Source organism: Moritella sp. JT01 (assembly GCF_001574435.1).
In the GTDB taxonomy this organism is placed as follows: domain Bacteria; phylum Pseudomonadota; class Gammaproteobacteria; order Enterobacterales; family Moritellaceae; genus Moritella.
Genome location: NZ_LOCN01000022.1, coordinates 44,154 through 57,121, shown reverse-complemented (window position 1 = coordinate 57,121; position 12,968 = coordinate 44,154). Strand labels below are relative to the sequence as shown.

The window sequence follows — 12,968 nt, the reverse complement described above, 5'->3', positions numbered from 1 at the left end:
TATATCATCTAGCTGCAGGAATTTGAGATGAAACAACAAGCAAGCAATGTAGAGGTCAAGAAAGTCGAGAAGAAGGCCGAATGGAAGTTATTTGTCTTCTTAACGGTGTTCTTATTTCCAATCCTCGCAACCGTTAGTGTATTTGGTTATGGGTTTGTCATTTGGATGAGTCATATCCTTTTTGGCCTACCTACGCATTAATCAAATTAATCAAATTAATCAAATTAATCAAATTAATCAATTACTAATTATCCAGGTATTACAGTAATGAAAAAATTATTCTCTATAATCGCTCGCTCTTGGCGTGTGTTTAATAAACCAAGTAAACATATCTCTTTAGGTGTTGTGACTTGTGCTGCTTTTATTGCGGGCGTTATTTTCTGGGGTGGTTTCAATACCGCGCTAGAAGCGACAAATACAGAAGCATTTTGTATTTCTTGTCACAGTATGAGAGAAAATAACTATCAAGAAATTCAAACTACGGTTCACTGGTCAAACCGTAGTGGTGTCCGTGCTACTTGCCCTGATTGCCATGTTCCCCATCGCTGGCAAAACAAAATCGCAGCCAAAGCGCGTGCGAGTAAAGACGTATTTGGTTGGTTATTGGGTACGGTGAATACGAAAGAAAAATTCGAATCTAAGCGTTTACACTTAGCGCAAAACGAATGGGCTCGATTTAAAGCCAACGGTTCTTTAGAATGTAAAAACTGTCATGATTATAAGAGCATGGATTTCACCAAAATGTCTGAACGTGCGCAAGTACAAATGCGTAAAGCGGCAGAACGTGATCAATCTTGTTTAGATTGTCATAAAGGTATTGCCCACCACCTACCTGAAATGGATACATCTGCAATCAGTGAACTGGGTAAAATGGCGAGAAACCTGGAAGGTCACTCATTTGAAATTGGTAAAGAGTACTATTCTCTGGTGCAAACACCACTTTATATAGATGATAAAGAACCTGAGTACCTGGGTGTATTAACACCTGCGACTAAGTTTAAAGTTATCGCTGAGTCTGGTCAACGTCTGGAAATTGAATTAGTGACTTGGCATAAAGCCAAAGGTTACGGTCGCGTACTGTACTTTGATTTTGCTAAAAATATTGTACAAGCAACATTGTCAAAAGAAGCATCACAAGATGAATCGTTATTCGTACGTGGTGATAAGAGAGAAGATGATTTAACGGGTCTACCTTGGGAACAAGTAACGTTCACATTATGGGTTGATAAGAAAGGGTATGAAGAGAACCTACAAAACATTTGGGATTACGCGAAAGAGGCTTACCAAACCACATGTAGTGTTTGTCATACCCAACCAGCAGAAGCTCATTTCGATGCAAATACGTGGGTTGGTATGTTTGCTGGCATGCAAGGTTTTGTGAACTTAGATGGTGATACACATGATGTTATCTTGAAGTATCTACAAAACCATTCATCAGATTACAGCAAAGATGCTCACTAATTCAAAGAGAAGTATGACTATGTTTAATAAAGACAAAAAGTCTAAAAATGAAAATGTATCTGTCAGTCGTCGCTCTTTTCTAAAAGGTGTGATGGCAACATCAGCAGTGGCGGTGATTGGTCCTAGTTTATTAGTACCAAAAACAGCAAACGCAGCAACGATGGCTGAGCGTGCTGAATGGAGGTTAACTGGTTCGCACTGGGGGGCATTCCGCGCTAAAATCCACGGCGGCAAGGTTACAGAAGTTAAAGCCTTTGAGTTAGATAAATATCCAACGGACATGCTGCAAGGCATTGAAGGGATTATTTATAGTCCATCACGTGTTCGTTACCCTATGGTTCGTTTAGATTGGTATCTGAACCGTGAGAAGAGTGATACAACACAACGTGGTGATAATCGCTTCATCCGTGTTACTTGGGATCAAGCGTTAGACATGTTCTACGAAGAATTAGAACGTGTTCAGAATACGTATGGTCCATCAGGTCTACATACAGGTGCTAACGGTTGGCGTGCAACAGGTCAACTACATAGCTGTGGTAGCCACATGGCGCGTGCAATCGCAATGCACGGTGCGTCAGTAAAAGATGTTGGCGATTACTCAACGGGCGCCGGTCAAACAATTTTGCCTTACGTACTTGGTTCGACAGAAGTATATGCACCGGGTACATCATGGCAGTTAATTCTAGATAATAGTAAAACCATTATCTTATGGGCAACGGATCCAGTGAAAAACCTACAAGTAGGTTGGAACTGTGAAACCCATGATAGTTTTGAATATCTGGAAGCGCTAAAAGATAAAGTTGCTGAAAAGAAAATCCGCGTGATCAGTGTTGATCCGGTTAAGAACAAAACGCAAAACTTCTTAGGTAATGAACACAGATACATCAATCCACATACCGATGTACCGTTTATGCTTGCTGTAGCACACACTATGGTAAAAGAAGATCTACATGATAAGAAATTCTTAGATACTTATGCACTTGGTTTTGAAGAATTCTTGAAATACGTGCAGGGTGAAACAGAAGATAAAGTTGAGAAAACGCCTGAATGGGCGAGCGAAATTTGTGGTGTATCGCCTGATGACATCCGTGACTTCGCTCGTTTAATTACTAACGGTCGTACTCAATTCTTATTTGGCTGGTCAATTCAACGTCAGGAACATGGTGAACAACCATATTGGATGGGCGCGGTATTAGCTGCCATGATTGGTCAAATCGGCCTACCTGGCGGTGGCATCAGCTATGGTCATCACTATAGCTCTATTGGTGTACCTACTTCTGGTGCAGTTGGTGCGGGTTCATTCCCTCGTAACCCAGATTCAGGCCAAAAACCACGTCACGAAAGCAAAGACTTCAAAGGCGCGAGTTCTACGATCCCTGTAGCACGCTTTGTTGATGCGCTGAAAAATCCAGGTAAAGTGATTGATGCCAATGGTTCAAAAATCACCTTCCCTGATATCAAAATGATGGTATTCACGGGTTGTAACCCTTGGCATCGTCATCAAGATCGCAACAACATGAAAGCGGCATTCCAGAAACTGGAAACTGTGATCGCGATTGATTATAACTGGACAGCAACGTGTCGTTTTTCTGATATCGTGTTACCAGCTTGTACGCAGTACGAACGTAACGATTTAGATATCTATGGTTCATACCGTGCGAAAGGTTTACTGGGTATGAAGAAGCTAGTTGACCCGCTATTCCAATCTAAAACTGACTTTGAGATCTTTACTGAATTAACGAAACGTTGGGGCAAGAGCAAAGAGTATACTCAAGGTAAGAGTGAAGTTCAGTGGTTAGAAACGCTGTATAACAAATCAAAAGATGCGAATGTTGGAAAATGGGATATGCCTGACTTCCATGAATTTTGGAAAGAAGGTTACTTCCACTTTGGTGACGGTGAAAACTGGACGCGTCATGCCGACTTCCGTGAAGATCCTGAAGTTAATGCACTGGGTACACCATCTGGTTTCATTGAAATTTACAGTCGTAAGATTGCGCGTTTTGGTTATGAGCACTGTAAAGGCCACCCTATGTGGTTCGAGAAAACAGAACGTTCACACGGTGGTCCGAAATCAGCTGAATTCCCTGTATGGATGCAGTCTTGTCACCCGAATAAACGCCTGCATTCACAAATGTGTGAATCAGAAAAATTCCGCGCAACGTACACAGTTCAAGGTCGTGAACCAGTTTACATGAACTCCGCAGACGCGAAGAAACGTGGCATTAAAGACGGTGACATCGTGCGTGTATTTAACGACCGTGGTCAGCTACTAGCAGGTGCAGTAATTGATGATAACTACCCGGTGAATGTTATTCGTATTGAAGAGGGTGCTTGGTATAGCCCTGAAGACGAAAGTATCGGCTCACTTTGTACTTATGGCGATCCAAACAACTTAACGATGGATGTGGGTACCTCTGAACTTGCGCAAGCAACCTCGGCAAATACATGTCAGGTAGAGTTTGAGAAATTCAAAGGTAAAGCACCGGCCGTTAATGGATTCGGTGGTCCAATCGAAATCGTTTAATGATGTTGTAAAACACTAATTAAATAGATCGTTAAACCGGTCCGATAAAGCCTAATAGTTGGCAGGTTGTGAAAGCAATTTGCGATTATTAGGCTTTTTTTTTGCCTTAAGCTTTCTTGCTCTAAAGACTGGTGTATCATGCCTGTCATATCCCCTTTATTAGTGACTTCCATGGCTTTAACAGCAACCATTTTAAAAGCAAAAATATCAATCGTTGATCTTGATAATCATGTTTATCTTAATGATATTCCCCTGACGCTGGCTCAGCATCCGTCTGAGACCGATAATCGTCTGATGTTACGTCTACTTGCTTGGATGCTAAATGTTGATGCTGAAGCGCGTTTAAGCTTTACTAAAGGCTTAGGCGAAGATGAAGAACCGGATATTTGGTTTAAGTCTGATATTGGTGTGATTGAGCAGTGGATTGATTTAGGTCAGCCATCGGACAAACGTCTAAAGAAAGCCAGTAATCAAGCACAGAAAGCGACGATTTATACGTACGGCGATCGCAGTGCTGCATTATGGTTTAAGAAGATAAAATACAGCGCAGATAACTTATCTATTCAGTTTATTAATGATGAAACTGCAGAGAAAATGGCGCAGTTATATAGCCGTAATATGGAGCTACAATTGATGATCCAAGATGGTGATATTCAAGTGTTATCTGGCGAGACGAGTATTGTGATTAAACCTGAAGTTTGGTGTTAAGCCTTAGCGCTTAATCGGAATTTTGATTGATGAGTAACGACGGTGACACTGATGTATGTTGGTGTCCTCATTATCGTTACTCATGCTGTTTATGCAGTTAGTTTCTTAGTTTTTGTATACCCGTCACCACCATCAACACAATAAAACCTGCTAGCAACCCCACTAAGCCATTAATTAACACGGGCGTGACTCCCGCGACAATCGCATTATGTGCCAATGCATCAGGTAAAATAGTCAGTAGTGTGTGAATCACATCGTGAGTTCCTGGAATACTGTGAATGACAATACTGCCGCCAACAAGAAACATTGCAATTGTCCCGATTACGACTAATGAGCGCATCAGTTTTGGCGCGAAAGTCAGTAGGCCATTACCGAGGTAGTGTTTGATACTTTTTGCTTGACTGTTATTAACGAGATATAAACCGACATCATCCATTTTGACGATAGCGGCAACAAGACCATAAACACCGACCGTCATTAATACGGCGATTAAACTCACCACGGTAAACTGGGTTGTTAAGGGTTGTATTTGTACTGTGCCCAAGGCAATGACAATAATCTCGGCAGACAAAATGAAGTCTGTTCTAATTGCGCCTTTGACTTTCTTATCTTCAAATTCTTCAATGGATAGTCCCGCTAATGCATCATCATCGCTGTTCTCTTCATGATCGGATGTGGATTTAGCATGATGGAGTTTCTCGGCACCTTCAAAGCATAAAAACAAGCCACCGATAAGTAATAATGGGGTAATTAACCAAGGTGCAATAGCGCTTATGAGTAGGGCGGCAGGTACTAAGATCGCTTTGTTCTTAAAAGAACCTTTAGCCACTTTCCAAACAACGGGGAGTTCACGGTCAGCACTCACGCCTGACACTTGTTGTGCATTAAGTGCGAGATCATCACCTAACACGCCAGCCGTCTTCTTTGCGGCGACTTTGGTCATCAGTGCAACATCATCCAATACCGATGCAATATCATCGAGTAGGGCGATTAAACTTAATCCTGCCATATATCAAAGTCCTCATTAATAAATCGCAGCTGCTAACGATAAACGTTGGCAGCTGCTTGGTAAAACAACCTTGGATACATAGCTTGATAACTTAACTGATAAACACGTATTTAAGGTTTTAACTTTAGTGTAATAGTACCAATAAATGTACCATTGTCACGATGTACACCATCAAAAAAGTTAGTATCTGCTGAATCTGTTGTAAGGCGTGTAATAACATCTTTGTTTATTTGAGGTGCATTAGCTGCAGTAAAAGTGTCTGCACTATCGCTGCCTGCATCATATACGCGTAGATTTAGGGTTAAATTATCCTTCCATTTATTATTTTCATATAGTTGCAAATTATCAATACCGGTAAACCAGTCTGGGCTAGGTGCCAGCATAGATACGATTGAGAAGTAAGAATAATTGGTGTTAGCAGAGAAACTTAATGAAACCGAGTTACTATCTGCAGGGATTCCAGCTCCGTCGACGATTTTATCGGCATCGTTATTGGTTATGTGCGTGTTGATTTCATTTATTAGTGTGCCTTTTTCTCCCGTTTCGGCAACAACAATGATTCCAGGGCTGGCTAACTCTGAGCGTCTAAAAATATTAATTTGATTGTTGTGAGTAAGGCCTATTAAGCCAGAGAAGTGTGCTGTCGCGGGGTAATTAGTTGGAAAGTTAGCTGCACTCCAGTTGGAGTTAAAGGTAAGCTCGTAAACGACGTCATCGGTTGGGTTGATGTTATTTATACTGGAGGAGTTTGAGTCATCACAGCCTGCAAGCAGTATGGTTAAAAAAAGTAGTGGTATGTAGATAAACTTCATAATGGCCTCGATATTCAAATTAAATGTTAATTTAAATATTAGCGAGCAATTATCACATTTCAATCACAGTACCATTACTTTTATATCCATATACTTCATGGATACAATCAGCCTAATAAAAAGCCCGCAGATTGTGCGGGCTAATACAGTCAGATTGTTAATCTTCTTCGTGACCATCGTCGATGATTTCGGCTCTTGGCTTTCTCTTCATCGGAGCGAAACCGCCATCCACGGCGCTTGCCATTGAATCACGCATCGCTTGTTTCTTGTCTTGCTTAGGAGCGGTATTCTGCTTGTGTGTCGGTGCATTTTTATCACCTTTACGCGCGAGTTTAGTTGGACGCCCTTTATTACTTTCTGGTAAACGTTTTTTCGCAGGTTTTGGTTTAAGGCCTTTAAACTTAGCTTCAAAACCTTCCAGCATAGTGCAAGGTAGTTTAACTTTTAAGTAACTTTGGATCTTGCCAAATGAAGTCCAGTCTTTCGGGCTTACGAGTGAGATTGCAATACCTGTTGCGCCAGCACGACCAGTACGACCAGTACGGTGGATAAAGTCTTCAGGGTTAATCGGTAAATCGAAGTTGATAACATGGCTTAATGTACGAATATCAAGACCACGCGCGGCAACGTCTGTTGCCACTAATACTTCAACACGTCCACGACGGAAATCTTCTAACGTACGTTTACGTTGATTTTGTAACATGTCACCGTGAATTGAAGTGGTATTGATACCGTTATCAACTAATAGTTTTGCGAGACGTTCAGTATCTAATTTTGTTGCTGTGAAGATTAGCAGCTGACGATAGTCTTCAGTCTTAGCCAGATGAACTAGTTGTTCTTCTTTGTGCGTCAGATTATCAGAGAAGAATAAACGCTGTTCAATTTTCTCATGTTGATCGTTTGAACGGTTTATTTCGATACGTTCTGGTGCGCGTAATACTTGATTACAAATATTAGCAACGTCAACGTGCTCTAGTGTTGCAGAGAACAACATCGTTTGACGTTTTACGTTTGGCGCACTTTTTGAGATTGCAGATACGTCATCACGGAAACCCATGTCTAACATACGATCAGCTTCATCGAGCACTAAGAATTCTAAGTGCTCAAGCGAAATTGATTTTTCACGGATATGATCAAGCAAACGACCTGGTGTCGCAATTAAAACTTCTGGATTTTTACGTAATAATTTTTCTTGGTGCTGGAAAGACTCACGACCAATAATCAGTTGGATTTGATAATCCAGACTCATACCCAAGTGTTTCATGTTTGCATGTACTTGGATCGCAAGCTCACGCGTTGGCGCTAAGATCACAGCACGTACAGCGCGGTGCTCGAAACGACGCTGTTTTAACATACGTTGTAATATTGGCAGACCATAAGCAATGGTTTTACCACTACCCGTTTGCGATGTAGCCATGATGTCACAGCCACCTAAAATAAGTGGAATAGCTGCTTCCTGCACCTCTGTTGCTTGTTCAAATCCTAAATGCTCGATTGAACTGATTAAACGTGGATCGATACCGAAATCTTGAAAGCGCAAAGAAGCTACCTCTTAAATAGAATTAAAATAATGGCTAGAAATTATTTAGGGGCGAGAACTATATAGGAGCAAAGCTCAAATTCCAACCCTATTTTCTAGTGACTGCTGGCTATTATACAGCATAAACAGAAGATGCCTTCAGAAATAAATCATTATCCCTTTTTAAAAGCGCATTGTGCATTTGTCATTAATGAAAAAATATTAGTTATTGCAGCAATTTTGACAATTTTAGCTAAATTTATTATATAGGTAATAGAAGGATGTATGGAATGCGTGATATCAAGGTCGATTCAAGTAAAGTCATTTTACAATATTCGTTATATAGTAAAATAAGAACATTATTGTTAGTGATGTTGGCGTTGGTTATTGCGGGTATTTTTATTGCGATTGAAGTGACACTTCAACAAGCTAACCCATTACTTATAGATGTATTTACGACCTTAAAAATAAACCTTTTATTAACAATATTGCCACTATTATTAATCTCGCTTGTTATCTCAAAATTGGTGTTAGACAAATTAGTCTCCAAGCCATTAGCGAAACTACAACAAAAGTGCCATGACGCGCTTGCTGATAAAGATAATCATCATGAACCATTTAGCTCTCCTTATATAGAATTGGATGGGTTAGTTAACTTATTGAATGATCAGATAGAGACAATGACCGAACCTCGAGTAAATAAAATACTGTTAGCGCAATCTAAGCAGCAATTTGTCGAGAGTTTAAGTAATGATATTCGAACGCCAATGAATAGTATTCTAGGTACTGCTGAGTTACTTTGTGAAATGCCACAAAATATTAAATCCGCAGAATATCTGAAGTTAATGAAGCACTCTGCTAATCATATGCAGATGGTACTGAATGATGTTACTGATTACTCGAGAATCGAATCGGGTAATTTAGAACTCGCTAAAGTTCGTTTTGATTTGTTAGAAATACTCGATCAAGTTTACACCTCGCTACGTCCGTTTGTGCATAACAATTTACGCGTACGCTTTAGCCTGAATTATAGTGACGATCTGCATCGGTTTTATATCGGTGATCCGGTTCGGTTACAACAAGTGCTGGTCAATTTGGTTGCGAATGCGTTGAAGTTTACCGATAGAGGCTTTGTTGAACTTAAAGTCAATTGCAGTAAGGTCGATGATACAAATGAAGAGGTGGCTGTAGCAGATATTGTTTTTACGATTAGTGATACTGGCATTGGTATTCCAGTGACTAAACTTGCGCATTTGTTTGATAACGAGCAGCTACCTTATAATCATAAATCCAATGATTTACCAAGTGGAGGCTTAAGCTTAGCGATTTGTTCCCGTTTGATTAACTTAATGCAAGGTCGTTTACAAGTCGAAAGTAAATTAGGTGAGGGTGCACAATTTAAGATTAATTTAAGGTTGCCTCATGCTTACCAATTACGCACACAGCATATTATTGGTAGTAGTGATTTAGCATTAGATAAATTAGCAGGGTTAAAAGTATTATTGATCGAAGATAATAAAATGAATCAAATTGTTTTTCAGCAAGCTCTGACGCAATTGCAAATGCAGGTGTTTACTGCGAATACAGGTTTAGAAGGCCTTGATTTGATCCAAAAATACATTTTCGATATTATTTATATGCAGATCCCTGGTCCAGATGGTATTGCAACGACCAAGATGATTAGGGCCGGTACGAGTGATAATCGTGACACTCCCATTATAGCGCTTATAGAGGATGCATTTAAATTTGATCTAGTGACCTGTAAGCATACAGAAATGGACGGTTATATTAATAAACCGATATCCAAGCAGGCTTTAATTGACGAAACGGTACGTGTGCTTGGTTTTGAAATACCCGTTACAGACGTGGTCCTGCCGATTAATAAAGAGTGCAAAGTCAGCTTAGAAGAGTAGGGTAAATACTTCTCTTTTAAATGCTGACGAATTTATCTTATGAAACCATCAGGCTTTTTAGTGCTAACTGATCGGTAATATCTAAGTTCAGTTCGTTGCAAGCTTCTTCAAATGTTTTACCTAAATGACAAATATACATTTCAATTGCGACCAGATGATTTTGTAGTGCTTGTTGCTGTTCCATATTCATGCCTCCTAAGGTTTATGAATGAATAAACTAGTATAGTTTGTGGATTTCTGTCTAGTGTTAGACTTAAATTACAGGTTGTTATGTTTATAAATGTTAACTCACGCACATTTATACCGCTTTAATACTTGCTCATTACGGTGGATATGACTCAGAATTGAGTATTTATTCGATGCGATGGGACTGTCAAAATGGAATTTACAACGACGATTATCACCAGCACTATTATTATCACTGTGTGCGCGATATTGCACTTATATGGTGCCTACCAAGACCGAAAGTGGTTATTTTATCTGTTTAAACCTGCGACCACACTTTCTATCGCTGCCTTGTGTTGGTATCTTGCGCCGGGGTTTAATGATTATGTCTGGCTGATCTTACTTGGTTTATTGCTCTCAACCTTGGGGGATGTCTTCCTTATGTTACCCAAGGATCGCTTCATACCGGGATTACTGAGCTTCTTGTTGGCGCATATTACTTACATTATTGCATTTTCGATGGCTCTGGAGTTGACTTATACTTGGCCGCTTATCTTCCCTTTAGCCATTATAGCAATGCTCTACTTAACCCTATTGTGGCCATCACTAGCAGAAATGAAAGTGCCTGTGTTGGTTTACATGAGTATTATTGTAGTAATGGCTTGGATCAGTGGTGAGCGTTACTTTAGCTTGGATAACACAGCCAGTTTTTATGCGTTTATTGGTGCGGTAATATTTTTGTTTTCAGATGCGACGCTGGCATTCGACCGATTTAAAAAACAGTTCCATAGTGCTTATGCGGTTATTATTGTAAGCTACTATCTTGCCCAGTATTTTATTGCGTTTTCAGTTATATGACCAGTTATATGAACAGTTAACTGAGAGTGTTAACGTCGTTACAGTAAGGGAATTAATTCGTGGCTAAAATAAATTTATCTGCACTTGCTATTTACCCATTAAAATCAGCAAAAGCAATTAACTTAACCCATTCCCATGTGAGTGAAATGGGCTTAGAACATGATCGCAGATTTGTTATTAGTGACATGCAAGGACAGTTTATTACGGGGCGAACTCAGCCTAAAATCACAAGGATTAAAATTGAAGTTGTGGCGCAAGGAATCATGCTTTCAGCGCCACTGATGCCGCCGATTGCTTTCACGTTTAAAGCGCTACAGAAGGATTATACAGATGTAACGGTTTGGGGAACGACTATTCAAGGTCAGCGTTGCAGCGAAGAGATTAACCAATGGCTTGGTAAGTTCTTACAGATAGACTGCCAGTTACTTTATTTTGGAACAGGCTCGTCACGTCAGGTTTCTAATTTCGATAAACAATTAAGTTTTGCTGATGGCTATCCGATTTTATTAATTTCACAAGCCTCTCTTGATGAATTAAATCGCAGCACTCCGCGACCAATCGAGATGAGCCAATTTAGAGCTAACTTCATTGTGACGGGCTGTGAACCATTTGCGGAAGATAGTTGGAAGCGGATCAAAATTGGTAATGCTGAATTTGAATTAGTGAAACCCTGCGAGCGTTGTATATTTACGACATTAAGTCCAGGAGAAACAAGATTTTCTGAAGATAAAGAACCGCTTAAGACGTTAAGTTTATTCCGCAAAGGTAATGATGGTAAGATCGATTTTGGCCAAAATTTAATTAGTCATAACGATGAGGAAATTAAGCTTGGTGATACTGTTGAAATATTGGAGTACCACGCGCCTAAATTTTATGTCGATAACCGCCCTAAACAAACACCAATTGTGTCAGCACCAAAGACTGCAATAAACCATAATTCTGAACCTAAAACCTTGTGGAATAAAAATGAAACTCGCCAGCTTTGCTGTGTCGCGGTTATTGATGAAACACCAGATACTAAGACATTTCGCTTTCGTGTTGAACCAGCTACGCTATTGAACTATAAACCCGGTCAATTTATTACCCTTAATTTAAAGATTGGTCAGAATCTGGTGATGCGTAATTATACCTTGTCATCATCACCAAGCCGCCCTGACTTGTTAGCGATTACGGTAAAACGGGTCCCTGATGGTAAAGCGTCAAATTGGTTAAATGACAATTTAGCGGTTGGCGATCGGTTAGGTGCGTCATCACCACGTGGGCCATTCCATGCCTTTACAGCAACGACACAAAAATTATTATTACTGTCAGCGGGTAGTGGTATTACTCCTATGCTTTCAATGGCGCGTTATTATGCGGATACCGAATGTGATAAAGATATCGTCTTCTTCTACTGTGCAAAAACAGCGGTAGACTTGATAGCCCTTGATGAACTGCAATTACTCACTCGTCAACATTCCAATATGCGTTTAGTCTTAACGTTGACGGCTGAAAGTATACAGAGTGATTGGACGGGGTTAAGAGGACGTATTGACCAGCAAATGCTGGCTGATGTTGTGCGTGATATAAGTGACCGCTCAGCTTATGTCTGTGGTCCCGAAGCCTTCATGATGACTATGGCTACAGCGCTCACTACATTGGATGTACCCGCTGATCAACAATTTCAAGAGAGTTTTGGAGACCATAAACATTCTGATACCCCAGGTAAACCAGTGAATATCTTATTGGATAGTTGGGATACTAGTTTTGTTGGTGATAACAAAACCACATTATTAGAACAAGCCGAAAAAAATGGCGTGAATATTCCCTATAACTGTCGTGCAGGTTATTGTGGTGTTTGCCGCGTAACGTTAGAGTCGGGTGAAGTGCGCGTACTTGCCGACCATGCATTAACAGATGATGGTAAAAAGGCGAAAAAAATATTGGCGTGTAGCTGCATTCCACAAACGGATGTGGTGATTAGCGCATAATGATGTTGTTGTATTGGGTTTTTTTA

General features: G+C 40.2%; 11 protein-coding genes. 7 read left to right on the top strand and 4 right to left on the bottom strand.

Going from position 1 to position 12,968, the window contains the following annotated elements:
- The first annotated feature begins 27 nt into the window (after positions 1-27).
- The 4 genes from AKG98_RS16545 (at position 28) to AKG98_RS16530 (ending at position 4,696) form a co-directional block, all read left to right on the top strand.
- Positions 28-201, top strand: a complete 174-nt coding sequence (locus tag AKG98_RS16545) for a periplasmic nitrate reductase, NapE protein (protein ID WP_067048346.1) — start codon at positions 28-30, stop codon at positions 199-201.
- A 66-nt stretch (positions 202-267) separates the two neighbouring features.
- Complete coding sequence (gene torC, locus AKG98_RS16540) at positions 268-1,461, top strand: pentaheme c-type cytochrome TorC (RefSeq protein WP_067048344.1); 1,194 nt, start codon at positions 268-270, stop codon at positions 1,459-1,461.
- Positions 1,462-1,474: 13 nt separating this feature from the next.
- Entirely contained in the window at positions 1,475-3,988 is a 2,514-nt protein-coding gene (gene torA, locus AKG98_RS16535) for a trimethylamine-N-oxide reductase TorA (protein ID WP_067048342.1), read from the top strand.
- Between the two features lie 171 nt (positions 3,989-4,159).
- Positions 4,160-4,696, top strand: a complete 537-nt coding sequence (locus AKG98_RS16530) for a YaeQ family protein (RefSeq protein WP_067048339.1) — start codon at positions 4,160-4,162, stop codon at positions 4,694-4,696.
- 97 nt (positions 4,697-4,793) lie between these two features.
- On the opposite strand, the gene AKG98_RS16525 is transcribed toward AKG98_RS16530, so the two are convergent.
- The 3 genes from AKG98_RS16525 to AKG98_RS16515 all read right to left on the bottom strand — a co-directional run bounded on the left by AKG98_RS16525 (position 4,794) and on the right by AKG98_RS16515 (position 8,057).
- Positions 4,794-5,705: a DUF808 domain-containing protein gene (locus tag AKG98_RS16525; protein WP_067048337.1), complete on the bottom strand. Its 912-nt coding sequence runs from the start codon at positions 5,703-5,705 to the stop codon at positions 4,794-4,796.
- A gap of 110 nt (positions 5,706-5,815) precedes the next feature.
- On the bottom strand, positions 5,816-6,517 hold the full coding sequence (locus AKG98_RS16520; protein ID WP_157534153.1) for a spondin domain-containing protein: 702 nt from the start codon (positions 6,515-6,517) through the stop codon (positions 5,816-5,818).
- A gap of 157 nt (positions 6,518-6,674) precedes the next feature.
- Entirely contained in the window at positions 6,675-8,057 is a 1,383-nt protein-coding gene (locus tag AKG98_RS16515; RefSeq protein ID WP_067048333.1) for a DEAD/DEAH box helicase, read from the bottom strand.
- A gap of 269 nt (positions 8,058-8,326) precedes the next feature.
- Here AKG98_RS16515 and AKG98_RS16510 point away from each other — a divergent pair, with 269 nt between their 5' ends.
- Positions 8,327-9,949, top strand: a complete 1,623-nt coding sequence (locus AKG98_RS16510) for a hybrid sensor histidine kinase/response regulator (RefSeq protein ID WP_067048331.1) — start codon at positions 8,327-8,329, stop codon at positions 9,947-9,949.
- Between the two features lie 37 nt (positions 9,950-9,986).
- Here the strand turns inward: AKG98_RS16510 and AKG98_RS22515 are convergent, their stop codons facing one another.
- Positions 9,987-10,133, bottom strand: a complete 147-nt coding sequence (locus AKG98_RS22515) for a hypothetical protein (protein WP_198155558.1) — start codon at positions 10,131-10,133, stop codon at positions 9,987-9,989.
- A gap of 194 nt (positions 10,134-10,327) precedes the next feature.
- Between AKG98_RS22515 and AKG98_RS16505 the strand changes: the two genes are divergently transcribed.
- Together AKG98_RS16505 and AKG98_RS16500 are read left to right on the top strand one after the other, a co-directional pair.
- Positions 10,328-10,972: a lysoplasmalogenase gene (locus tag AKG98_RS16505; RefSeq protein WP_067048330.1), complete on the top strand. Its 645-nt coding sequence runs from the start codon at positions 10,328-10,330 to the stop codon at positions 10,970-10,972.
- 59 nt (positions 10,973-11,031) lie between these two features.
- Positions 11,032-12,942 carry a hybrid-cluster NAD(P)-dependent oxidoreductase gene (locus AKG98_RS16500; RefSeq protein ID WP_067048328.1) on the top strand — a complete coding sequence of 637 codons (1,911 nt, stop codon included), beginning with the start codon at positions 11,032-11,034 and terminating at the stop codon, positions 12,940-12,942.
- Positions 12,943-12,968: the final 26 nt, after the last annotated feature.